Raw genomic sequence first — 23,795 nt, 5'->3', positions numbered from 1 at the left:
GATGCATGCACCCTTTCAAAAAAGCGCACATGGGCAATCAGAGCACGGAATACGAACCGAAAGACGCCATGACCCGGCGCCATCAGGCGAAAAGCGGACAGGAGGGCCTGCGCGATCTGCCGCCGCCCTTGCGCCTGCGCCTGGCAGGCGCCGTCTTTCGTGCCCGTCTCGCCCTGTTCTGGGAACGGCTCTGGTCCCGCCTGTGGCCGCTTGTGATGATCAGCGGCGGCTTTGCGCTCTATCTGGCTCTCGGGCTGCCGCTGTATCTCCCCGGCTGGGCGCACCTGGCCGTACTCTTCTTCTTTTTCGGTCTGCTCCTGTGGGCCGTGAAGGAATTCGTGGCCCAATTCCCCGCCTGGCCCGATGAGAACGAGGCGATCGCCCGTCTGGAGCGGGAATCGCACCTGCCGCACAATCCCTTGCGGACCCTTGCGGACAAGCCGGTTGCTCCCGCCGCCGACGCCCGCGCCCAGACCCTGTGGCAACGGCATAGGGAAAGGCTGTTGCGCAGCATTACGCGGCTGCGTGCCGGTCTGCCGCGTTCGCAGGTGCCGGCCCGCGACCCCTATGCCCTGCGTTTCGCGCTTGCCCTGGCGCTCATCGCCGCCTTCCTGCTCGGCGGTGCGGAACGCATGCGCGCAAGCCTGCATGCACTGTATCCTCGCGGGCTGCCGCAGATGACCCTCACCGCCGCCACCACCATTGATGCCTGGCTCACGCCGCCAGCCTACACCGGCAAGCGCCCCATCGTTCTGGCTGCGGCCGGCCGCACCGCCGCACCAAAGGATGACATCGTGGTGCCGGAAAAATCCCGCCTCAGCATCCGCATCACCGGCGCGGATGATCCGCAGCTTGTGCTTTACGCCCTCAATCCCGACGGTTCCGCCGGCAAACGGCTTGCCCGCCTGCCTTTCAAACCGCTTGTGAAAAGCGAACAGGCCGGCACAGGCGCCAAGTCCGCAGATGATCGCCGCAGCTGGACACTGGAGCACGTCATCGACAGGCCGCTCATCGCCGCGCTCTCCGATGGCGGCGATGTCATCCGCTGGCGCATTGCCACCGTGCCGGATCTGCCGCCGGAAGTGCGGCTTGTGAAAACCCCGTCCGCCACCTTACGCGGCGGCCTTGTTCTTTCCTGGGAAGCGACGGATGATTACGGCGTAAGCTGCCTGCGTGCCCGCATCCGCCTGGATGAGTCCGCGCCCGAAATCGGGAAAAATGCGCCATCCCATCCCGCCGCGAGGAAAACCGCGGGCAAGGAGACCGAGAAAACCAACAAGGCCGGCACGGAAAAAACCGGGCTGCCCAAAGGCCCGCTCTCCTACCCGCCGCCGGATTTCGACATTCCCCTGCCCGCCGGCGTACAGCAAAAGGCCAAAGGCACCTACACCCGCATGCTCGCCGATCATCCCTGGGCGGGCCTGCCCGTCATCCTCACGCTTGAGGCCTCCGATCAGGCCGGCAATGTGGCCCGATCCGCACCTCATCGCTTCATCTTGCCGGGCCGTGTCTTCCGTCACCCGCTCGCCCGCGCCCTCATTGAGCAGCGGCGCCAGCTCGTGCGCCATCCGCGCAAGGCGCCTGAGATTGCCGTCATGCTCGCCGCCTTCACTCTCTGGCCGGAAGGGCTGATCGAGGATTCCGGCGTTTATCTCGGCCTGCGCCAGGCTGCGCTCAAGCTGCACACTGCCAAAAACGAGAACGACCTGCGTGAGATCGTCGCCGCCCTGTGGCATCTCGCCACCCGGATCGAGGACGGCGATGCCGCCAATGCCCTGCGCGATCTGCAGGCCGCCCGCAAGGCGCTGGAAGAAGCGCTGGAGCGCGGCGCCTCACCGGAAGAGATCGAGCGCCTGATGCAGAACCTGCGCGAGGCCATGAACCGCTATCTGCAGGGGCTGGCCGAACAGGCCCGTCGCCGCATGCAGAACGGGGCGCCGCCCATGGCCACGGCGCCCGCGCAACGGCTCTCGCCGGAGGATTTTCAGCGCATGCTCGACAAGCTTGAGGACCTGGCCCGCACCGGCTCCCGCGATGCCGCCCGCCAGCTGCTCTCCGAGCTGGATGCCATGCTGCAGAACCTGCAGCCCATGACCGGCAACGCCATGCCCTCGCCGGAACAGCGGGCCTTGTCGCAGATGCACAAGCTCATGCGCGAGCAGCAAAAGCTCATGGATGAAACCTATCAGGCCCGCCCGAACGAGGGCACCGGCAACCCCTTCCAGAGCGAACAGGAGCTCTACGAGGATCGGCCAAACCGCCCCGGAAACAGGCAGGGTTCCGCGCGGGAAGGCCGCAATCCCCCGCCAGGAGACTGGCTGGGGCAGCGCCCGCGCCTTCCTGACTTGCTGCCGCAGAACCCGCGCGAAGGCTCCAGCGCTGAGCGCGACCGTGCGCAAACGCGCCCCAACGGCGCCAGGCCTGAAAGGCCGGGGCCCGGCGGCCGCGGCCGCGATCAAGCCGCTCCGGGCAATCGCGCCGGCGGCGATGAGACCGCGCCAAGCCTGCCCGACCTTGCCGAACGCCAGCAGGATCTCGCCCGCCGCCTGCAGCAGATGATGGAGGCGCTTGGCAATCGCGGCCTGCCCGTGCCGGAGGCCCTGAAACGCTCCGGCCGCGAGATGGAACAGGCCGGCCGTGCGCTCAAGAACGGCCGCCGCGGCCGTGCCCTGAACCATCAGCGCCGCGCGCTCGATTCCCTGCGCCGCGCCGCCCGCGACATGGCCCGCCGCATGGCCCAGAGCCAGGGACGCGGCCAGCCCGGCCTGATGATGCCCGATGGCGTGGATCTCGATCCCCTCGGTCGCCCCATGCGCCAGTTTGGCGAAAGCTTTGGCCCGCGTCGCGACATGCTGCCGCCTGAAAGTGCCATCGAACGCGCCCGCCGCATTCTCAAGGCCCTGCGCGAGCGCGCCGCCCGTCCCGACCGCCCGCGCCGCGAGCTCGATTATATCGACCGTCTCCTGCGCGGCCTCTACTGAGCCTTCTTAATTCCTCTTTCGGCGCCGGGCATCATTCCGAGAATCAGAAAACATCCGCGCCTGAAATCCCCATGCGCGGGTCTGTTGACAAAAGCCCTCTTTTCCCCTGCCGGCAATGTCGCTAGAGTGCGCCGGACGAAAATGCACGGAAGGCCGACAGACCGGGATTGAAGACAAGACAATGAAGATCGCCATCCCAGCAGAAACCGCTCCGGACGAGACGCGCGTGGCCGCAACCCCGGCCACCGTGCGCGATTATGTGAAACTGGGCTTTGAGGTGGCCGTGCAGCGCGAGGCAGGCGCGCGCTCCTTCATCGCCGATGCCGAATACGAGGAAGCCGGCGCTGTCATCGCCCCGGACGCCGAAAGCACGGTGGAGAATGCCACGATCGTCCTCTCCGTGCGCCGCCCGGAAACGGCAACGCTCCTGGCCATGAAGGAAAAGGCCCTGCTCATTGGCATGCTTGATCCCTGGGCCGACGGTGACTTCATCGAGGTGCTCAACGCCCGCAAGATCGCCGCCTTCGCCATGGAGCTGATGCCGCGCATCACCCGCGCCCAGGCCATGGATGTGCTCTCCTCGCAGGCATCTCTTGCCGGCTACAAGGCGGTGATCGAGGCGGCCAATCTCTTTTCCCGCATCTTTCCCATGATGATGACGGCCGCCGGCACCATTCCGCCGGCCAAGGTTTTCGTCATGGGCGCGGGCGTTGCCGGCCTGCAGGCCATCGCCACCGCCCATCGCCTGGGCGCCGCCGTGTCCGCCACCGACGTGCGCCCGGAGGCCGGAGAACAGGTGCGCTCGCTGGGCGCCAAGTTCATCTTCCTCGAGGAGCTGGCCGCCGCCGGCGAGGGCGGCTATGCCAAGGAGCTCACCGAGGAGCAGAAGAAGCTGCAGGCCGAGCTCGTTGCCGAGCACATCAAGGACATGGACGTGGTGATCACCACCGCCAACATCCCGGGCCGTCCCGCGCCGAAGCTCATCACCCGCGAGATGGTGGAGAGCATGCGCCCGGGCTCCGTGATCGTGGATCTCGCCGTGGAACGCGGCGGCAACTGCGAACTCTCCCGCCCCGGCGAGGTGGTTGAACATGCCGGTGTCATCATCATCGGCCACACCAACATGGCCGGCCGTGTGCCCGGCAACGCCAGCGCCATGTATGCCAACAACCTGCGCAACTTCGTGAAGCTTTTGCTGAACGAGGAAGGCGCGCTCAACATCGACAGGGAGGACGAGATCATCGCCGGCACCCTGCTCACCTGGGAGGGTGAAACGGTGCATCCCGTCTTGAAGGCGAAGGAAAGCGAATGAGGCCGTCATGCAGGACGCTCAGGCTCTAGTCGAAAAGGCGAAACTGGCGGCCGAGACGGCGCGCCAGTCCGCTCAGGAAGCCGCCGAGGCCGCTTCCGCCGCGCAGAATTATGCCGATCAGGCCATTCAGGCCCTGCAAAATGCCGGAATGGCCTCAGGAACCGGCGCAGGCAGCGAGTTCGTCTATCTCCTCTCCATCTTCGTGCTCGCCGTCTTCGTCGGCTATTACGTGGTCTGGTCCGTGACGCCGGCCCTGCACACGCCGCTGATGTCCGTGACTAATGCCATTTCCTCGGTCATCGTCGTCGGTGCGCTGCTTGCCGTGGGCGCCAGTGCCGTTTCGGGCGCCGCCGTCACCTTCGGGTTCATCGCGCTTGTGCTCGCCGCGGTGAACATCTTCGGCGGCTTCCTCGTCACCCAGCGCATGCTCGCCATGTACAAGAAGAAGCAGTAGGAGGCAGGTCATGTCGCAAAACCTCATCCTCCTGCTCTATCTGGTTTCCGGATCGCTGTTCATTCTCGCCTTGCGCGGTCTGTCGCATCCGGATACCTCCCGCCTCGGCAACTATCTCGGCATGGGCGGCATGGCCCTCGCCATTTTCGCCACCTTCCTCGCCATGCCGCACATCGGTGCCCTCGGCTGGAGCCTCATCATCATTGGTCTTGCCATTGGCGGCGGCATCGGCGCCGTGATTGCCCGGCGCATTCCCATGACGCACATGCCCCAGCTCGTGGCCGCCTTTCACTCCCTTGTCGGCCTCGCCGCGGTCATGGTCGCCGCTGCCGCGCTTTATGCACCGCAGGCCTTCGGCATTGGCACGCCCGACAATATCCGCACCGCCTCATTGATCGAGATGTCCCTGGGCGTGGCCATCGGCGCCATCACCTTCACCGGCTCGCTCGTCGCCTTCGCCAAGCTGCAGGGGCTGGTTTCCGGCAAGCCAACCCTCCTGCCCATGCGCCATGTCATCAACGCAGGTCTGGGCATCCTGCTGGTTTTTCTGATCATCTCCTTCGTCATGTCCCAGAGCCACGCCACCTTCTGGCTCATCGTGCTCATTTCCTTCGCTCTGGGCGTGCTGCTGATCATTCCCATCGGCGGCGCCGACATGCCGGTCGTGGTCTCCATGCTCAACTCCTATTCCGGCTGGGCCGCCGCGGGCATCGGCTTTACCCTGCACAACGTGGCGCTCATCATCACCGGCGCGCTCGTCGGCTCCTCCGGCGCCATTCTTTCCTACATCATGTGCCGGGCCATGAACCGCTCCTTCTTCTCGGTCATCCTCGGCGGCTTCGGCACCGAGGCATCCGGCGCCGGCGCAGGCGGCGAACAGAAGCCGGTCAAGGCCGGCTCGGCGGAGGATGCCGCCTTCCTGCTCAAGAACGCGCGCAAGGTGATCATCGTGCCCGGCTATGGCCTCGCCGTCGCCCAGGCCCAGCATGCCCTGCGCGAAATGGCCGATCTGCTGAAGGAGAAATACGGGGTGGAGATCAAGTATGCCATCCATCCCGTCGCCGGCCGCATGCCCGGTCACATGAACGTGCTTCTGGCCGAGGCGCAGGTGCCCTATGACGAGGTTTTCGAGCTGGAGGACATCAACTCCGAGTTCGCGGACGCCGACGTGGCCTTTGTCATCGGCGCCAATGACATCACCAACCCCCTCGCCAAGGAGGATCCCAACTCGCCCATTTACGGCATGCCGGTGCTGGAGGTGTGGAAGGCAAAGACGGTGATGTTTGTGAAGCGCTCGCTCTCGCCCGGCTACGCCGGCATCGACAACCCGCTGTTCTATCGCGACAACACCATGATGCTCTTCGGCGACGCCAAGAAGATGGTCGAGGAGATCGTCAAGCAGCTTTAAGAGCGCTGACAATTCAGCCCCAACACTCCGTTTCGCCGGGCCTGCGCATACCCCGTCTGACATGCGCAAGGGCCCGGCGATTTTTTCTCCGCTCCTCCCTCAGCGCCCGGCAAGACAGCGTTCCATCACGGCAAGAAAAGCCTTTACCTCCTCCAGCCGCGTCGCCCAGGAGGTGACAAGGCGGATAACGCGCCGATCATGCCCTTCTCCCGCCGCGCCCCAGTCATAGAACACCGCGCCTTCTTCCCGCAAAGCGTCACACAACCCGGCCGGCACCTCCAGAAAAACCTCGTTGCCCTCCACCGCATGCACAAGCCGCACCTCGGAGAAGGCAGCGATCCCTTCCGCGATCGCAAGCGCCATATCGTTGGCATGGCGCGCAAGGCGCAGCCAGAGATCATCCTGCAGCCAGGCAAGAAACTGCGCGGAAACATAACGCGCCTTGGAAAGCATCTGCCCGGCCCGCTTGCGCCGATAATCGAAATCTGCCGCCAGGGCCGGATCAAAGAAGATCACCGCCTCCGCCATCATGGCGCCGTTTTTCGTCGCCCCCAGGCAGAGAACATCCACACCCGCCCGCCAGGTCATCTCCGCCGGCGTACATCCGGCGTGCACAAGCGCGTTGGCCAGCCGCGCGCCGTCCAGATGCACCTTCAGCCCCGCCTCTTTCGCCACCGCACACAGAGACCGCACCGCCGCCGGATGATAGACACATCCCGCTTCCGTGGTATTGCTCAGAGAAAGCGCCTGCGGCTTGACCTGATGCGGGCCATGCACGAAATGCGCAAGCGCCGCCTTTACCGTATCAGGCGTCAGCCGCCCGCCATCTCCGGACAGCGGGATGATCTTGGCGCCGCCGGTGAAGAATTCCGGTGCGGCGCATTCATCGGTGTTGATGTGGGCCTCCTGATGCGCAAGCACCCCGCCATAGGGGCTGACCAGCGCCGAGAGCGCCAGCGCATTGGCCGCCGTGCCCGTGGTCACGAAAAAGACGGCCGCATCCGGCGCCTCGAATGTCGCGCGCAAGGCCTTTGCCGCCCGTTCCGTGACCTCATCGGCGCCATAGGGCATGGCCGGCCCCATATTCACGTCTGTCAGAGCCTTCATTATCGCCGGATGCACAGGCGCGGTATTGTCGCTGGCAAAATGCATCGTCTCTCATCATGAAAAGAAAAGGCGGGCCGAAACGCCGGCCCGCCCAAAACACGCCTGACGTTTCAGCGCCACATCAGGACTTGTTGCCCTTCTTGGCCTTATCCTTGGCCTTCTTCTTGGCCTTGTCCTTGCTCTTGGGTTTGGACTTGCTCTTGTCCTTATCCTTGCTCTTGCTCTTGGATTTGGACTTCTTATCCTTCTCACCCTTCTCGGAAGACTTCTTGCTCTTGGACTTCTTGCCCTTCTTCTCCTCCTTGGACTTCTTGCCCTTGTCCTCGGAATCCTTGCCTTTCCTGTCCTTGGACTTGGATTTGGACTTGGACTTGCTCTTCTTGCCTTTCTTGTCCTTCTTGTCCTCGGAGGTTGTCTTCTTCTCGCCCTTTTCCTTGCTCTTGGACTTGGACTTCGACTTGCTCTTCTTCTCGCCCTTCTTCTCAGAAGAAGACCGCTTGCCTATCTTGCGGCAATAGGCATCCACCTTGATGCCGTCCTTGCGGGTATAGCCGCTCACCCACGTACAATCGTCGCGCCGCTCGCAGGCAGCCTTGCTCTCGATCTCCTTGCATTCCTTGGCGGCCTGAGACTCAGGCGCGGAGAACACCGCTGCAGCGACGATAAACAGGAAGGCCATCACGGCCGTCATGATGCGTTTCATGAGTCCTGCTCCCCTTGATGATGATCCTCATCCGGCGGGGCCGCAGCCGCATGACGGCCGGCCCCCGGTCGCCGCCTACTATGCCCATGCACTGCCGCACGTGCAAGAGGCGCCCTTTTTGGCAGGCTTTTCGCTTGCTCAAGCCCGCCCTTGCCCTGTAAACGGGCTGCGGATCATCAATAAACGCCGCCGGCAGCGAAGCGGCCCGTTCGGCCTTTCGCCAAAGGCACTTCAAGACGGAGATGAAAAAGCCATGGCTGAAAAGGGTTCCGTGAAAAAGGTGGTGCTGGCCTATTCCGGCGGGCTGGACACCTCCATCATCCTGAAATGGCTGCAGGAACATTATGGCGCCGAGGTGGTCACCTTCACCGCCGACTTGGGCCAGGGCGAGGAGCTGGAGGAAGCCCGCCGCAAGGCCGAGATGCTGGGGATCAAGGAGATCTACATCGAGGATCTGCGCGAGGAATTCGTGCGCGATTATGTCTTTCCCATGTTCCGCGCCAATGCCATGTATGAGGGTGTCTACCTGCTCGGCACCTCCATCGCCCGCCCGCTGATTGCCAAGCGCCTTGTGGAAATCGCCCATGAGACCGGCGCGGATGCCATCGCCCACGGCGCCACCGGCAAGGGCAACGATCAGGTGCGATTCGAGCTTTCGGCCTATGCGCTGGATCCGGACATCAAGGTCATTGCCCCATGGCGCGAGTGGGACTTCAAGAGCCGCTCCGATCTCATCGCCTTTGCGGAAAAGCACCAGATCCCGGTGCCGAAGGACAAGCGCGGCGAGGCGCCCTTCTCCGTGGACGCCAACCTCCTGCACTCCTCCTCCGAGGGCAAGATCCTGGAAGACCCGTGGCAGGAGCCGGCGCCATACGTGTTTCAACGCACCGTCTCGCCCATGGAGGCACCGGATGAGCCGGAAGAGATCACCATCGATTTCGAGAAAGGGGATCCGGTGGCCGTCAATGGCGAGCGCATGAGCCCGGCCACCCTGCTCGCCACGCTCAACGATCTGGCCAAGAAACACGGCATCGGCCGCGTGGACATGGTGGAGAACCGTTTTGTCGGCATGAAGAGCCGCGGCATTTACGAAACCCCGGGCGGCACCATCCTGCTGCCGGCGCACCGCGCCATCGAGTCCATCACGCTGGACCGCGAGGCCATGCACTTAAAGGACGAGCTGATGCCGCGTTATGCCACCCTCATCTACAACGGCTTCTGGTTCTCGCCGGAGCGCGAGATGCTTCAGGCCCTCATCGACAAGAGCCAGGAGGACGTGGAAGGCACCGTGCGGCTGAAGCTGTATAAGGGCAACGTCATCATCACCGGGCGCAAGTCGCCCAAGTCGCTTTATGACGAGTCTCTGGTCACCTTCGAGGATGATGAAGGCGCCTATGACCAGAAGGATGCGGAGGGCTTCATCAGGCTCAACGCCCTGCGCCTGCGTGCGCTGGCCAGGCGCCGCCGCGAACAGGGCTGACGTCCGCATGGTGCTTTCCCACGCCCTTTGTGACTTTGTAACTTGCCCCTGATCCGGCCGCGGGGCATTGCAAGTGCCCCTCCGATGGTCCATCTATGGGGAGAAACCGGTCCATGCCGGTCCGGATTGCGTGCATGGCCAGGCCACAAACTGGGCCGCTTTTACCCTTTGCGCGTCACGGACCGGCAGAAGGAACGTCACAGCAGGAATCACACGAAATCAGGAACATCGGAAAGAGCCATGACGGACAAGACCTTTTCCATGGGCACAAGCTTTTCTGCTAGCGGCGGGGCTGCCGGTGCGCCGGGGGGCAATGGCGCAGGCGGCAACGGCGCACGCCCCACCGGCGACATCATCAAGGATTCCGACACCGAACACTTCATCGAGGACGTGATCGAGGCCTCACGGCAGGTGCCGGTCATTGTCGATTTCTGGGCCACCTGGTGCGGCCCCTGCAAGCAGCTCAAGCCGGTTCTGGAGAAGGTGGTGCGCGAGGCCGGCGGCAAGGTGCGCCTGGTCAAGATCGACGTGGACAAGAACCAGGCCCTGGCCCAGCAGCTGCGCATCCAGTCCGTGCCCATGGTCTATGCCTTCGTCAATGGCCAGCCCGTGGATGGCTTCGCCGGCGCCCTGCCGGAAAGCCAGGTGCGCGCCTTCGTCAACAAGGTGGCCGGCATGGGCGGCCCCGGCAAGGCGGCGGAAGAGATCATGAAGCTGGCCGATGAGGCCTTGAAGCAGAACAACGCGCAGGATGCGCTTTCGCTCTATGCCCAGGCCGTGCAGGCCGATCCCGAGAACATGAAGGCCGTCGCCGGGCTTGTCCGTGCCCAGATCGTCCTGGGCGATCTCAACGGCGCCAGGGCCGTTCTCGATTCCCTGCCCGAGGACAAGAAGAACGACGACGCCATCAAGGCGGCGCGCGCCGCGCTGGAGCTTGCGGAAACCCCGGTGGACGAGGGCGAGATCGCCGAGCTGAAAAAGAAGATCGAGGAGAATCCCGACGACTTCGAAAGCCGCTTTGCCCTGGCGCAAAAGCTCAACGCCGCCAACCGGCGCGAGGAGGCCATGGAGCATCTGCTCTATATCATCCAGAAGGACAGGTCCTGGAACGATGATGCCGCCCGCAAGGAGCTTTTGAAGTTCTTCGAGGCCTGGGGCGATTCCGATCCGCTCACGCAAGAGGGGCGCAAGCGGCTGTCCTCGATCCTTTTCGCCTGACAAGAAAGCGGCAAGCGAACCATGAGCGAACGGCAAACATCACCGTCGCAGGAAACCGGCAGCGAACAGCCGGAAGCCGGCTACAGCGTGGACCGGCGCCTGCTGGAAATTCTCGTCTGTCCCAAGACACACACCGTTCTGGAATACGACGCCGAACGCCAGGAGCTCATATCCCGGGCAGCGAAACTGGCCTATCCCATTCGCGACGGCATTCCTATCATGCTCATCGAGGAAGCGCGCCCGCTTGATGCGGACTGAGCGTATACACAAAAGGATCAAGGCGACAAACAGGGATGGATGAAGCGCCATGAACGCCAACACTGATGATCTCGATGTCTGGCCGGAGGAAATCCGCCTCACCGATGAAGGCCGCAAGCTGATCGTGAAGTTCGAAAACGGCGAGCAGTTCGAATACACCGCCGAGTTTCTGCGCGTGACCTCACCTTCGGCCGAGGTGCAAGGGCATCATCCCTCGCAGCGCAAGACCGTACCCGGCAAGAAGAACGTGCGCATCACCAAGATCGAGCCCACCGGCCAGTATGCGGTCAAGCTCGTTTTCGACGACGGCCATGACACCGGCCTGTTCACCTGGGACTATTTCCTGGAAACCGGCCGCAACATGGACGTCCTCTGGCAGGACTACCTGCAGCGCCTGGAAAAGGAAGGCCTAAGCCGCGAACCCTGAAAAACCGGCCCGCGGGCCTCATCAGCCAACGTGTTCAAGAACGACGCGCTCTCACCCGTCGCTGATCACCAGCGGTTCGGGCAGGCTGCGCTCGTCGATCAAGGGCCAGGAGTCGGGATTAGGCAGCTGAAAATGCCACCATTCGGTGGGAATGCCCTCAAATCCCGCCGTGGTCATGATCCCGGCCAGCAGCATGCGGTTGGCAAGCGCGGTTTGTGAGACCGCACGGCAGGAGGGATGCGAGCGCGGGCTCATGTCGTCGAAATCCGTGCCCATGTCCAGAGGCTGCCCGCTTTCGGCATCGATGAGGGAGAGATCCACGGCGATCCCGCGCGTGTGCGTGGAGCCTTTCCACGGCGGAAAGACATAAGCCTCATCCGGGCAGGCCTGCCAGAGCGCCATTTGCCCGGCCACGGGCCGATAGCCGTCAAAAAGCAGAAGCTTCAGCCCCAGGGCATGGGCAAGCGCCGCTGCGTTTTTCAAGGCATCCGCCGCTTCCGGACGCAAATACACCCGCGCATGCCTGTAAAAGGCCCGGCCTGTGAGATTGTTCGCCGTCGCATAGCGCACATCAAGCGCAACGCCATATTCGGCCGCATCGATCTGCACCAGCGGTGCAATCACATGCTCCGGCAGCGGCGGCATGGATGAAGCTTCGGACATGATGGCGCCAGCCCTCCCCGTAGGCTCAGATTTCCGCGCTCGTGATCGTGCGCACACCCGCTTTTTGCCATTTCTCGCGCATGGCCTGAAGCGAGCCCTCAAGATCGATGGCCCGGCAGGCATCCTCGATCACCGTGGCCACAAAGCCGCACCGCACCGCATCCAGCGCCGAAAAGCCCACGCAGAAATCCGTGGCCAGCCCGGCCAGATGCACCTCATCCACGCCCCGGCTGCGCAAATAGCCCTCAAGACCGGTTGGCGTGGCGTGATCATTCTCGAAAAAGGCGGAATAGGAATCCACTTCGCGGCGAAAGCCCTTGCGAATGATCGCCTGGGCCGGACGCACATCAAGATCGGGATGGAATTCAGCTCCCTCGCTGCCCTGCACACAATGATCCGGCCACAGAACCTGTTCGCCATAAGCAAGCGTCACCGTCTCGAACGGCGCCTTGCCCTCATGCTGGCTGGCGAAGGATAAATGATCGGCCGGATGCCAGTCCTGCGTGAACACAACAATGTCATACCGCGGCATGATGCGGTTGATCACCGGCACCACCGCATCGCCCTCCGGCACGGGCAGAGCGCCGCCGGGGCAGAAATCCTTCTGAACGTCAATCACGAGCAGGGCGCGCATCCCTCATTCTCCCTCTCCATGCGACGGATGATCCGCAATCTCATCCCCGTCATGGTGCCGTGCAGACAGGCCGCAGGCAAGAGCTTCTCCCGGCGGCTCTTTTGCCCGGACCCAAAAGCCGCTAGGTTTTCTGGCAATGCGCTTAAATTCCCCGAAAGCGGCAATGTAAGGCGCGAGGATTGAACCGAAAGGGAACCAAGGCCGATGGACAACAGCTTCGCACAGGCCTTCGTGAAGGCGGCGCATCTTGTTGCCACCCTTGATTCGGAGCTTGTGGAGATCGTGCTGCTTTCCCTGCGGGTTTCCCTCACTGCGGTTGTGCTGGCCGCCCTCATCGGCTTTCCCATCGGGGCTGTGCTTGCGCTCTATCGCTTTCCCGGCAACCGCATCATCACCCTGCTGATCACCGCATTCATGGGCATGCCGCCGGTGGTTCTGGGTCTGATCGTCTATCTGCTGCTGTCGCGCTCCGGGCCGCTGGGTGTGCTTGGCCTGCTGTATACGCCTACCGCCATGATCATCGCCCAGACTCTCCTCGTCCTGCCCATCATCATCGCCCTGACGCGTCAGACCATCGCCGACATGTGGAAGGAATACGAGGAGACCATGCGCTCCCTGAACATCCGCGGGCTGAAGCTTGTGCGCACCATGCTCTTTGAAGCCCGCCTCTCCCTGGCCACGGCGGCGCTGGCCGGCTTTGGCCGCGCCATTGCCGAGGTGGGCGCGGTGATGATCGTCGGCGGCAACATCCGCCATGCCACCCGGGTGATGACCACGGCCATCGCGCTGGAAACCTCGAAAGGAGAGCTCGCTCTCGCCCTCGCCCTTGGCCTCATCCTTCTCCTGCTTGCCCTGACCGTCAATCTCGCCGTAAATCTTCTCTCCGCCTTCAGTGCCGCCCGCGGCTACGCCACATCTTGATGCAAGCAAACCCGTCCCATTCAGCCATGTCACAGCCGGCAATCATGAGGATCATGACCATGTTCCGCTCTTTTGCCCGCCTTGCCATTCTGGTCCTTATCCTTGCCCTTGGAGTTACACACGCAAGCCTGGCCGGCGAGAGCATCATCCTGCAGTCCACCACCTCCACGCAGAATTCCGGCCTGCTCGACTATCTCCTGCCGCTTTTCAAGAAAAAGACCGGAATTACGGTCAAGGTCGTGGCCGTCGGCACCGGTCAGGCCCTGCGCAATGCCCGCAATGGCGACGGCGATGTTTTGCTTGTGCATGCCAGGGATGCGGAGATGAAGTTTCTCAAGGAAGGCTGGGGCGTGGACCGGCGTGATGTCATGTACAACGATTTCGTCATCGTCTGCCCCAAAAGCGATCCTGCCGGCATCGCCGGCATGAAGGACGCCTCCGCTGCCTTGCGCCGCATTGCCGAAAAGCGCGTGCCGTTTGTTTCCCGCGGCGATGATTCCGGCACCCACAAGAAGGAGCGCGCGCTGTGGCGCAAGGCCGGCATCGACCCCACCCGCGACAGCGGCACCTGGTATCGCGAAACCGGCTCCGGCATGGGCGCCACCCTCAACGCCGCCGCCGCCATGAACGCCTGCACCCTCACTGACCGCGCCACATGGATCGCCTTTCGCAACAAGGGCGATCTGAAGATCGTCGTGCAGGGTGATCCCGCCCTGTTCAATCAGTATGGCGTCATGCTGGTCAATCCAAAGCGTCATCCGCACGTGAAGGAAAAGGCCGCCCGCGCCTTCATTGACTGGCTCACCGGCCCGGAAGGACAGAAGGCCATCGCCAGCTATCGGCTGCATGGTCAGCAGCTGTTTTTCCCCAACGCGCCCGTCAATTGACCGCAACGATCGTCAGTCATGCCAGAAGGCCGTGCCGCTGAGCAGCCGCATGCCGATTCGTGTATCGAGCAGGCTGAAGATCGCATCGCGCAAGAAGGGGCTGACACCCCAGGAGAGATCAAGCGCAATCCCTCCCGCCCACATCAGACAGTCATAAAGGCGCTCCCGCCCAAGGCCGCGCCCTTCCAGCAGCGCATCGATGGTATCCAGCGCCCGGTTCAGCCCCTGCCCGGTGTGCGGATGCACCCGCCGAAAGGCCTCTCCCACATGCACAACGCGCCCCTGCCGCATGATCAGGCCGCACCAGGTTTCAAGATGCAGTTCCATCGCGGGCGTCTTCATGACTGATTCACCAAGCAGCGCCCGCAAGGGAGTTTCATCCCCGCTGCTGACCACGGCCGCCTCATCCCCGAACGGGACAATGGCGGCATAACAGCCCGCGTCGTTGATCTGCAGCACCGCATCCTGCGCCACGTCTGTCTGCAGAAAGCGCATGCGAAACACCTTGCGATGCCGAAAGCGCAAACGCGGGCGATTGAAGGCGGCAATCGTGTTGATCACCATTTTTCGGGCCGAAAACGTGCGCCCATCCGCAAGGCGCACGCGGCCCTCCCCGTCGAGAGCGGCAACGCGTGCGGTAATCGTCTCCGCCTCATGCCACGGCCGCATCCACTCCAGCAGGGCCGAATAGCGCATGGCATGAAGCCTCAGCCCGTAATCGGCAAACGACAGAAATTTCAGCGGCTCAAGATGGCGATTGAGCACTTTCACCCCGGTCAGGGGATGCCCGGGCGCGGCCCCAAAGACGCGCTCAAGCCGCCTGAGTGCATTTTCATGCAGCAGCAGAAAACGATCGAAAGGCACACCTTCGCCGATCACCAGCGCCTTCTCGCCCTTCATCAGCGCCTTGCGCGCGGCAAACAGGGCGAGCGCCCCCTGCCCAAGAATGATGATGTCATGCATGGGTCATGTTCCCGAGGCCCGTGGTCAGAGCCGTGAGCGGGCCTGCGCCCTCACGGCATGAGCAGCACCCCGGCCGTGAGCAGCAGCGTGCCCGCGATGTTGACGATCAGCGTGCGCGCGCACAAGGCTTCCAGCCGCTCACGATGGCGCCATTGCCCCCTGCCCATGGCCAGGGCGTTGGCCAGCGCCAGAACGGCTGTGGGAAGCGCGAACAGAAACGGGCGCTCTCCGGCCAGGGCAAACAGCGCGACCACAGCCGCAAACACGACAGCCCCCGCCGCATAGAGCGCCGCGGCCCGTTCCCGCCCCAGGCGCACGACGAGATTGCGCTTGTTCATGCGCAAATCGGCCGGATAGTCGGGAAATTCATTGATGAGGATCACGAGAAAGATGGAAATGGCCACCGGCGCGCCATAAACGAGGATGGGCACCAGATCCCACATGCGCGCCTGGATGAAATATCCCACCGCCACCGGCAGCCAGCCATAGGCCAGCGCGATGAACACTTCGCCCAGCCCGCGATAGGCCCAGCGAAAGGGCGGCGTACTGTAGAAAAAGCCCATGGCGCCGCCGGCCGCGCCCGCCACGAACAGCGAGGAGCCATAGCCCATGCCCCAGGCCAGCCACACACCCACGGCAAGGGCCAGCAGGGCCGCAGCCCACGCCGCCTTCAGCACGTGTTCGCGGGCAAGTCCGGTCGTCTGCAACACAAGGGTGCCGCCCGAAAACCGGTTCTTCTCCAGCCGAGCGGAAAGGGCATCCACGTCGTAATCAAACACCTCACCCGTCCAGTAGGTGACGAGCATGATCAGCACCGTGGCCAGAAGGGCAAGCGCCAGCGCCACCGGCTCCAGGCTGCCGCTTGCGCGATAGCCTAGCGCCGCCCCCAGCAGCAGGGGAAAGACCCCGACGGTATGAAACTCAGGGCGAGAAAGCTTCAGCCAGCTCTTCCATGTCGATTCGCGCATATCGGGCATGGTGGGTTATCTGTTATCCTTGCGTGTCGTTCGCGAATGCTGCGTTTCATAGCATTCTCCGGGCCCGAAGAAACTTGATCCTGCTCAAGCGCCCGCCCGCAGAACGTGGAAAGACAGGGAAGAATGCAGGTGTTTCAGGGTGGTTCCCATCCACACGGTTGACACCGGCGCCTGCCCTGCCCATCTGTTGACCGATCCCATCGTTGACGTGACAACGCGTTCCGCAGGGCTTTTCCATGGAATTCAAGGACTATTACAAGATCCTCGGGGTGGAGCGCTCGGCATCCGCCGATGAGATCAAGCGGGCCTATCGCAAGCTGGCGCGCAAGTATCACCCCGACATCAACAAGGAGCCGGGGGCTGAGGAGAAGTTCAAGGAAATCTCCGAGGCCTATGAAGTCCTCTCCGATCCCGAGAAACGGGCGGCCTATGACAAGTTCGGCGCCAATTGGCAGCACGGGCAGGAATTCCGCCCGCCGCCCGACTGGGAGAAGGAGTTCCATTTCGCCGGCGGCGGCTTCACCGGCGCCGACACCTCCGGCTTTTCCGATTTCTTCGAGGAGTTGTTCGGCCGCGCCCGCCGGTCGCGCGCGGCAGGCGGCGGTTTTTCCGGCTTCGGTTTCGGCACGGGCTCAGGCGGCATCCGCATGAAGGGCGAGGATGTGCATGCCCGCGTCGTCATCGATCTTGCGGATGCCTACACCGGCGCGGAACGCACCATAACCTTACGCATGCCGGAGCAGACCGCGGACGGCCACATCACCTACCGTGAGAAAACCTTGAACGTGCGCATCCCCAAGGGGGTGAAGGAAGGCCAGCACATCCGCCTGAAAGGCCAGGGCGGCCCCGGCATTGGCGGCGGCCCCAACGGCGATCTCTATCTCGAGGTGCACTTCCGCCCTGACAGGCGTTTCCGCGTGGAAGGGCGCGATGTCTATCTCGACCTGCCCGTCGCCCCCTGGGAGGCGGCCCTCGGTGCAAAGGTGAAGGCCCCAACCCCCACAGGCGTTGTCGAGGTGAAAATCCCGGAAGGCAGCCAGTGCGGGCGCAAGCTGCGCCTGAAGGGCAAGGGCATTCCGGGCAGAACGCCGGGCGATTTTTACGTGGTCATCCAGATCGTGCCGCCGCCTGCGCGCGATGAAAAGCAAAAGCAGGCCTATGAGGCCCTGAAGGAGGCCTTCCCCGGCTTCAACCCGCGTGCCGGATTGGGAGTCTGAAGAACGATGCGCAAGGAACCGATCATCGTTGTTGATTGCGAGATCGTCGAGGAGCGCGAGGCCTTGAGGCTTCACGAGCTGGCGCGCATCTGCGGCCTGCCGGCGGAGCAGGTGATGGAATTCGTCGATCTCGGCGTTATCGAGCCCCTGGAACCCGGCAGCATTCGTCACTGGCGCTTCGCCGCCAGCGCCGTGCCGCGCCTGCAACGGGCCATGCGGCTTCAGCGCGATCTCGGCATCGAGCGCCAGGCCCTCGCCCTCGTCCTCGATCTGCTGGATGAAATGGAGCGCATGCGCGCCCGTCTCGCCCGCCTGCAAGGTCCCAGCGAAGCGTGAAGGAAAAACCCGTTTTGTGCGTCCCCTTTTGCCGGCCACACCGGACAAGCAAAGGCCGTTTGAGATTGCTGAAGACGCCTCGTCATTGAGGCGTAACGATATACGGTTTGAATGTGTCGGGCATAACGACGCCAGGTGTGCGCCCTGGATGTCACGAGCCCTTCTCTTGATGGAAAGCAGGCGGAGTTTTTGTCTGTCATGAGCAACCATCTTTTTGATGCGCTTTTTGCGCAGGGTGTGGATGAAACGCGGCCATTCATTACCGTTTCCGACGGCAAGGGCGGTGATGCGCGCACGCTGAGCTTTTCCGATATTCGGCGCATGAGCCTGCGCATGGCGCGGGCGCTGGCCAGGATGGGGGCGCGGCCGGGCGATCGCATCTGTGTGCAGGTGAGGAAAAGCCCCGAAGCGCTGGCGCTCTATCTTGCCTGTCTCGCCGGCGGCTATGTGTTTCAGCCGCTGAACATGGCCTACACGGCGGAAGAGGTGCGCTACTTCGTTCGGGATGCCAAGCCCCGCATTCTCATCGTCGATCCCGAACGCAAGGAGGCCCTGACCGATCTCGCTGAGGAGACGGGAGCGAAGCTTCTCACCCTTCGGGGGGACTGGCGCGGCAGCTTCTTCATGCTGCAGATGGTGCAGCCGGAGAACTTTGAGCCGGTGGCATGTGATGCCCAGGCGCCGGCGGCGATGCTCTACACCTCCGGCACCACGGGGCGGCCAAAGGGAGCGGTGCTCAGCCATGGCAATCTTTTGAGCAACGCGCGGGATCTCGTCTCCGTCTGGGACTTTACAGAAAATGATGTTCTCATCCATGCCCTGCCCATTCATCACGCACATGGGCTGTTCGTGGCGATCAACGTGCCGTTGCTGAGCGGCGCGCGCCTGATCTGGCATGAGCGCTTCGATGCGAATGCGATCGTGGCCGACCTGCCCCGGGCCAGCGTGCTCATGGGCGTGCCCACCTTCTATGCCCGGCTGCTGAAAACACCGGCGCATCGCCTGCGCCGGGCAGCGGCCAACATGCGGCTGTTCATCTCCGGATCGGCACCGCTTTCGCCGGCCCTGCATGCCGCCTTTGAGGAAGCGACGGGACATGCCATCGTGGAGCGCTATGGCATGACGGAAACGGGCATGATCGCCTCCCTGCCGCTCAATGGCGCGCGCAAACCCGGCAGCGTCGGTTTTGCCCTGCCGTCGGTGTCCCTGCGTATTGTGGACCGGGAAACGGGCGAGCCTCTCCCGCAGGGCGAGACCGGCATGGTGGAAGTGAAAGGGCCGAATGTCTTTTCCGGCTATTGGCAGCAGCCGGAAAAGACAGACGAAGCCTTTCGCGAGGATGGCTGGTTCATCACCGGAGATCTCGGCCGCATCGATGATCAGGGTTACCTGCATCTGGTGGGGCGGGCGAAGGATCTGATCATCACCGGCGGGCTCAATGTCTATCCGGCGGAGGTGGAAGCGGTGCTGGATTCCCTGCCCGGTGTGGCGGAGGCGGCCGTTGTCGGCATACCGGATGCGGAATGGGGCGAGAAGGTCTGCGCCATTGTCGCGCCGGACGGTTCGCGCCGGCTTGATGAAAAGGGGCTGATCGCCGCACTGAAAGAACGGCTGGCCGGTTACAAGGTGCCGAAACGGGTCGTGTTCGTCGATGCCCTGCCGCGCAACGCCATGGGCAAGGTGATGAAGGACAGCCTGCGCGATATGCTCCTATCCTGACGGCAGCGGGCCAAAGGCCTGATTCGCTTCCGGTCAGCCGAACAGGCGCCAGCGCTTGCGCGGCCGGGAAGAGGGCAGGGTCTCATCCTCTTCCTCCGCCTCCGGCGGCAGCGGACCGGGATCGTCCGGCAGCGGCGGCGTGAAGTGCTTGGCCTCGTCCTGTCCGCTCTCGGTGGCATCTCCCGCCGGAGCATCAGGCGGCGTTGCGGAAGAGGCGGCCTGTTCGTGATCCTCTGCTGTGGTCACGTCTGTCTTTTCAGTGTCTGCAGGAGCAGAGGCCGTTTTTGTGGCCTCGTCCTTTTCCGCCCTGGCAGCCGGGCGGGGCGCGCGCGGCGCAAGCGGGGCACGCCCGGGCGGCGGCGCGGCAGGTTCTTGCCCGGCGGCGGATTCAGGTTCAGCGGGAGCCTTAGCGGATTCCTCTTCGCTTCCGTTACGGGCTTCGGCCACCTCCTCTTTGCCTGCATAAGCGGCCTGTTCGGAGGGAGCCTTGCCGGTTTCGGCGTCCGCGGTGGTGTGGGGGCCTTTATCTTCGGCTGCAGGGGCGGCTTCAGGGGCCGCATCGCCTGTTTTCCCCTCCGTTTCGGAACCACGCTTTTCTTCCTTCACGGCCGCTATTTCTTCTTGCGCAACCGCTTCATCCGGGGAGACGGCAGAAGACGCTTCTTTCCCGTCATCGGCGGACTTTTCCTCGCCCTTATCCGTATCCTCGCCGCCTTCCTCGGTATCGGCCTTCTCCGGCTTGACCTCGATGACGGGCGGGGCGGTCTGTTCTTTGTCCTCAGGGTTAAGTGTTTCGTCCCTGGCCTTGGTGGTATCCTCGGCGTCCTCGCCGGGCAGGGCCTTCTGCACCGGCGGTTCCAGAAGCTCCGCTGGCACGGGCTCCGGCATGGCCAGACGCTCATCTCCCTTCACCGGCGTGCGCCACTCGAATACGCCAATCTGACCGGTGATGGGCGAAACCGGCAGCCATTCCGGCGCCACCATGCCGTCGGCGGTCCAGGCGGGATCGCGCCGGGCGCGCACGGCACGAGCCAGCCATTCGCGGGCGCGGCCATAGTCGCCATAGCCCTTTTCCTCGATCTCGGCGAGAAGCGTGAAAATGCGCGCAGAAGGGTTTTCGTTGAGCCACGGGCGCAGGGCACCGCGCGCGGTTTCCCACGCGCCGGCCTCGATGGCGGCCCGGGCGAGAGCGACAGCACCCTCCTCGCCGCCGGCTTCGATGCGCAACAGTTTTTCCAGACGCTTCAAGCGGTCCTTGGGCGAGTCGCCCGGGCGCAAGTGCGCATAGACCTCGGCAATGTCCGGATGGGGCGCAAGCTTCCAGGTGCGTTCCAGGATCTTTGCCGCCTTGCGCAGCTTGCCACGGGCGGCGAGCATGCCACCGGCGAGGACCGCAGCCGGAACCAGGGCGGGATCGAGCTTGTGGGCACGCTGGGCGAGATCAAGCGCGCGTTCGGGCTCGCGTTCCTCCAGTTCAAGGGCAAGGGCGGTGAGCGCGGCGGCCTTTTGCCGGGCATGGGCGGCCTTGTCGAGAAGACCGCGGTTTTTCATGTCATCCAGCAGGGTGAGAACGGCGTGCCATTCGCCATCGCGGGCCAGAAAACGCAACAGGCCGAAGCCGGCCCAGGGCAGGCCGGGAAAGCGCTTCCAGGCCTCGGCGGCAAGCCGGCGTGCGCGGGCAGCATCGCCCTCCTCCAGTGCCTGTTCATACAGCCCGTGCAGGGCGGCGGCGGCGGTGTTTTCATCGCGCAACATGTCCTCGAGCAGACGGCGCGCGAGGGCATCATCCCCCAGCTCCTGGGCGGCACGGGCCTCCAGCAGACGGGCGACCGGCTCATCCGGCACGAGACGGCTGGCCGTGCGCGCCGCCTTGCGGGCAGAAGCGGCATCGCCGGCGAGCAGGGCGACCAGCCCCTGGGAAATGGCATTCAACCCCTTGCGGCGGCGGCGCAGGCGAAACCAGTCACGCGTGGCTCCGGGGGCGGCAAAGATCAGGCGCACGAGCCAGACAAGGAGCCAGAGGAGCAAAAGGATAACGGCAAGCACGCCCAGCGCCAGCGCCACGGGCAGGTCCTCGATGTGCCAGCCCAGCCAGTCGATGGTGATGGTGCCGGGATGTTCCGCAAGCCAAGTGAGCCCCGCCACCGCAGCCACCATCACGGCAAACCAGAAAATCAGCCTCAGCATGTCTCGCCCCCGGGGTTCTGCCTCTTGCTCATCATCCTCGCGGTCTTTTCAGTGTCTCGCGCGCAATGCCCTCATGCGCTTAAAGGCCCATGCGCTTCTTTTGCCGTCCGTTGCCTTTCAGAGGCGGTAAAAAGTCCGCCCTCTCATCCGTTCGGATGCAGGCTGAAGCAGCCGAACTTACTGGCCTTTGCCGGCCTTTGCCGTGTTCTTCGCGCCCGTGGCAATCATGGCCAGCACCCGCTCCGACAACGTGTCGAGCGCAGCATCGGCTTCAACCCGCGCCTTTGCCGCCTGCAGCCAGGCGGCCACCTCCCTCGGCTTCTCGCCGGGGCGTGCCTCAAGGTCGCGCACGGCGGCGGCGAGCCCTTCTGTTTGCGCAAGAGTGCGCGCCTGGGCAAGGGCCTCGGCCCAGTCGGTGCTGTCGGCACGGCGGACCTTGACCACCTCGCCAAGCCGCGCCTTGAGATTGCCAAGCAGGCCCTGCTTGCGCGCCTCTTCAAGGGCCTGCCGGCGCTGGTCTTCAAAGTGCCTGGCGAGATCTGCAAGCTGCCGGATCAGCTCGGCTTCGGGCGCAAGCCCCTTGTCGGCATAAGCGCTGAGCGCGTCAAGAGCAGCCGTGCCGGGAAGCCAGCCTTTCATGCGCTCAAGCTCCGCGGCATAGGGCGCGCCGGAGAGCACTTTCTCCCGCAGTTGCGCAAAGGCAATGCCCACCGCGGGCGGTTGGGCACCGGCTTGAGCCTTCTTGAGCTTGTCGATGGCGGCAAGGGCATTGCGGGCGGTGTTCTGCGCGCTGCTGGCGGTGTCGGCAACGGCCTGCAGGCGCTTTTGCAAGGCATCCAGCCGCGCGTTGATGTCAGCCAGGCGCTTTTTCACATCTTCGGGTATGGTGGGGCTTGAAACCCTGTTCTCCACAGCGGAGAGCCGCTTTTGCAGCTCTTCCACGGCCTTTTCCAGACCGGCCAGCTTAACGGCGATAACGGCACTGGCGGCCGCTGTCGCCTGCGTGCCGCCGGCCTCTCCTTCCTGAGCGCCACCTGAGCGGGCCAGAGCATCAAGCCCGGCGGAAAGTGCGGCAAGGCGGGTCTGGACATCCTTGAGGGTCTTGTCCAGCGCGGCGATCCTTTGCGCATTGCCCTGACTGGTGCGCAAGGCCTTTTCGGACGCACCCTTGCCGCTCTCAATGGCGGCGGACAGCTCCTGAATGCGCTTTTCCAGGCTGTTCAGGCGCGCCGAAACTTCCGCGATGGCTTGCTTGCCGGTAGTGCCTGCCGCGTTGGTGAGGGCCTTCTGGCGTTTGTCGAGCTCGGCAACGGCCTTTTCCAGCGCATCGAGGCGGGCTTGCAGCGCATCCGTCTTGGCAGCTCCGGTGGAGACAGACTTGTCCAGGGCGGCAAGCTTGTCTTTCAGTGTCTCAAGTTCGGCAAGCTGCGCCTGCATGGCGGTGAGCTTCTTCATGGGGCCATATTCGTTCCAGGCCCAGATGCCGCCGCCGGCGGATGCGCCCATGAGGAGCAAAACGCCCAGGATCTTCAGACCGGTGCGGGACTTGCGGGGGGCAGGCGCAGCGGATGCGGCCTCATTCTCCTCAGCCCTGGCAGACGTGGCATCGGCCGCCTTGCCGCTTTCGTCATCAGTATCGGCTCCGCCGCCTTGCGTCTCATCGGCCCCGGAAGCGGCCTTGTCTTCTTCCGAGGCGGCTTCCGCCCTTGCCTGATCAGCGTTGTCCTCATCGGCGGCGTGGAGCGTTTCCGCCTTTTCGGTTTCGGCGGATTTTTCTGGCCCGTCTTCGTCCTTGGGCGTGATGTCCTGGGCCTCTCCCTCGATCACGGTCGGGCGGACGGGGCTGCGCTTGTCTTCCCCCCGGTCATCTGCCATCGCTGCTACCCCCTCAATCGATCTTGCAAAGAGGATTCGGTTCCGATTGCGTTTTTAGGCCAACATTG

Annotated in this window: 21 protein-coding genes; 13 read left to right on the top strand and 8 right to left on the bottom strand. The window is 63.8% G+C overall.

All coding sequences use genetic code 11. The annotated features are described in order from the left end of the window. The first annotated feature begins 29 nt into the window (after window positions 1-29). From EK16_RS08225 to EK16_RS08210, 4 genes are all read left to right on the top strand, one after another. Window positions 30-2,981: a TIGR02302 family protein gene (locus EK16_RS08225; RefSeq protein WP_197059654.1), complete on the top strand. Its 2,952-nt coding sequence runs from the start codon at window positions 30-32 to the stop codon at window positions 2,979-2,981. A 181-nt stretch (window positions 2,982-3,162) separates the two neighbouring features. Then, window positions 3,163-4,293: a Re/Si-specific NAD(P)(+) transhydrogenase subunit alpha gene (locus tag EK16_RS08220; protein ID WP_038035797.1), complete on the top strand. Its 1,131-nt coding sequence runs from the start codon at window positions 3,163-3,165 to the stop codon at window positions 4,291-4,293. Between the two features lie 7 nt (window positions 4,294-4,300). Then, entirely contained in the window at window positions 4,301-4,747 is a 447-nt protein-coding gene (locus tag EK16_RS08215; RefSeq protein WP_038035796.1) for an NAD(P) transhydrogenase subunit alpha part 2, read from the top strand. Window positions 4,748-4,757: 10 nt separating this feature from the next. Next, a complete protein-coding gene (locus EK16_RS08210) occupies window positions 4,758-6,155 on the top strand; it encodes an NAD(P)(+) transhydrogenase (Re/Si-specific) subunit beta (RefSeq protein ID WP_038035794.1) in 1,398 nt (465 codons plus the stop codon). Between the two features lie 99 nt (window positions 6,156-6,254). Here EK16_RS08210 and EK16_RS08205 read toward each other — a convergent pair whose 3' ends face one another. Then, a complete protein-coding gene (locus tag EK16_RS08205) occupies window positions 6,255-7,244 on the bottom strand; it encodes a threonine aldolase family protein (RefSeq protein ID WP_369793089.1) in 990 nt (329 codons plus the stop codon). A 139-nt stretch (window positions 7,245-7,383) separates the two neighbouring features. After that, window positions 7,384-7,965: a hypothetical protein gene (locus tag EK16_RS08200; RefSeq protein ID WP_038035790.1), complete on the bottom strand. Its 582-nt coding sequence runs from the start codon at window positions 7,963-7,965 to the stop codon at window positions 7,384-7,386. A gap of 253 nt (window positions 7,966-8,218) precedes the next feature. Here EK16_RS08200 and EK16_RS08195 point away from each other — a divergent pair, with 253 nt between their 5' ends. From EK16_RS08195 to EK16_RS08180, 4 genes are all read left to right on the top strand, one after another. Then, window positions 8,219-9,445: an argininosuccinate synthase gene (locus tag EK16_RS08195; protein ID WP_038036345.1), complete on the top strand. Its 1,227-nt coding sequence runs from the start codon at window positions 8,219-8,221 to the stop codon at window positions 9,443-9,445. 261 nt (window positions 9,446-9,706) lie between these two features. Next, window positions 9,707-10,663, top strand: coding sequence for a thioredoxin (gene trxA / locus EK16_RS08190; protein WP_051929141.1), 957 nt, complete (start codon window positions 9,707-9,709; stop codon window positions 10,661-10,663). A 21-nt stretch (window positions 10,664-10,684) separates the two neighbouring features. After that, complete coding sequence (locus EK16_RS08185; protein ID WP_038035788.1) at window positions 10,685-10,921, top strand: Trm112 family protein; 237 nt, start codon at window positions 10,685-10,687, stop codon at window positions 10,919-10,921. Between the two features lie 49 nt (window positions 10,922-10,970). Continuing rightward, window positions 10,971-11,348: a gamma-butyrobetaine hydroxylase family protein gene (locus EK16_RS08180; protein WP_038035787.1), complete on the top strand. Its 378-nt coding sequence runs from the start codon at window positions 10,971-10,973 to the stop codon at window positions 11,346-11,348. A 51-nt stretch (window positions 11,349-11,399) separates the two neighbouring features. Here EK16_RS08180 and ddpX read toward each other — a convergent pair whose 3' ends face one another. Both ddpX and pncA read right to left on the bottom strand, forming a co-directional pair. Continuing rightward, window positions 11,400-12,011 carry a D-alanyl-D-alanine dipeptidase gene (ddpX, locus tag EK16_RS08175; RefSeq protein WP_231573638.1) on the bottom strand — a complete coding sequence of 204 codons (612 nt, stop codon included), beginning with the start codon at window positions 12,009-12,011 and terminating at the stop codon, window positions 11,400-11,402. A 25-nt stretch (window positions 12,012-12,036) separates the two neighbouring features. Beyond that, window positions 12,037-12,645: a bifunctional nicotinamidase/pyrazinamidase gene (pncA, locus tag EK16_RS08170; protein ID WP_038035786.1), complete on the bottom strand. Its 609-nt coding sequence runs from the start codon at window positions 12,643-12,645 to the stop codon at window positions 12,037-12,039. 204 nt (window positions 12,646-12,849) lie between these two features. Here pncA and EK16_RS08165 point away from each other — a divergent pair, with 204 nt between their 5' ends. Both EK16_RS08165 and EK16_RS08160 read left to right on the top strand, forming a co-directional pair. Next, window positions 12,850-13,566: an ABC transporter permease gene (locus tag EK16_RS08165; RefSeq protein WP_038035784.1), complete on the top strand. Its 717-nt coding sequence runs from the start codon at window positions 12,850-12,852 to the stop codon at window positions 13,564-13,566. A 59-nt stretch (window positions 13,567-13,625) separates the two neighbouring features. Further along, the gene (locus tag EK16_RS08160) at window positions 13,626-14,453 is read left to right on the top strand and encodes an ABC transporter substrate-binding protein (protein ID WP_038036340.1); all 828 of its coding nucleotides are present in this window, start codon (window positions 13,626-13,628) and stop codon (window positions 14,451-14,453) included. A gap of 12 nt (window positions 14,454-14,465) precedes the next feature. Here the strand turns inward: EK16_RS08160 and EK16_RS08155 are convergent, their stop codons facing one another. Both EK16_RS08155 and EK16_RS08150 read right to left on the bottom strand, forming a co-directional pair. Further along, the gene (locus EK16_RS08155; protein WP_038035782.1) at window positions 14,466-15,416 is read right to left on the bottom strand and encodes a hypothetical protein; all 951 of its coding nucleotides are present in this window, start codon (window positions 15,414-15,416) and stop codon (window positions 14,466-14,468) included. Between the two features lie 50 nt (window positions 15,417-15,466). Beyond that, window positions 15,467-16,393: a prenyltransferase gene (locus EK16_RS08150; protein WP_038035780.1), complete on the bottom strand. Its 927-nt coding sequence runs from the start codon at window positions 16,391-16,393 to the stop codon at window positions 15,467-15,469. Window positions 16,394-16,629: 236 nt separating this feature from the next. Here EK16_RS08150 and EK16_RS08145 point away from each other — a divergent pair, with 236 nt between their 5' ends. The 3 genes from EK16_RS08145 to EK16_RS08135 all read left to right on the top strand — a co-directional run bounded on the left by EK16_RS08145 (window position 16,630) and on the right by EK16_RS08135 (window position 19,665). Continuing rightward, window positions 16,630-17,610, top strand: coding sequence for a DnaJ C-terminal domain-containing protein (locus EK16_RS08145; protein ID WP_038035778.1), 981 nt, complete (start codon window positions 16,630-16,632; stop codon window positions 17,608-17,610). Between the two features lie 6 nt (window positions 17,611-17,616). Beyond that, the gene (locus EK16_RS08140) at window positions 17,617-17,946 is read left to right on the top strand and encodes a chaperone modulator CbpM (RefSeq protein ID WP_038035777.1); all 330 of its coding nucleotides are present in this window, start codon (window positions 17,617-17,619) and stop codon (window positions 17,944-17,946) included. Window positions 17,947-18,144: 198 nt separating this feature from the next. Beyond that, window positions 18,145-19,665: an AMP-binding protein gene (locus EK16_RS08135; RefSeq protein WP_038035776.1), complete on the top strand. Its 1,521-nt coding sequence runs from the start codon at window positions 18,145-18,147 to the stop codon at window positions 19,663-19,665. Window positions 19,666-19,698: 33 nt separating this feature from the next. Here the strand turns inward: EK16_RS08135 and EK16_RS11550 are convergent, their stop codons facing one another. Continuing rightward, on the bottom strand, window positions 19,699-21,852 hold the full coding sequence (locus tag EK16_RS11550) for a heme biosynthesis HemY N-terminal domain-containing protein (RefSeq protein WP_051929094.1): 2,154 nt from the start codon (window positions 21,850-21,852) through the stop codon (window positions 19,699-19,701). 177 nt (window positions 21,853-22,029) lie between these two features. Then, entirely contained in the window at window positions 22,030-23,727 is a 1,698-nt protein-coding gene (locus tag EK16_RS08125) for a COG4223 family protein (RefSeq protein ID WP_038035775.1), read from the bottom strand. Window positions 23,728-23,795 lie beyond the last annotated feature (68 nt).

The organism is Thermopetrobacter sp. TC1 (genome assembly GCF_000746275.1).
In the GTDB taxonomy this organism is placed as follows: Bacteria; Pseudomonadota; Alphaproteobacteria; order Rhizobiales; family Aestuariivirgaceae; genus Thermopetrobacter.
This window is presented reverse-complemented; position numbering and strand designations above follow the sequence as displayed.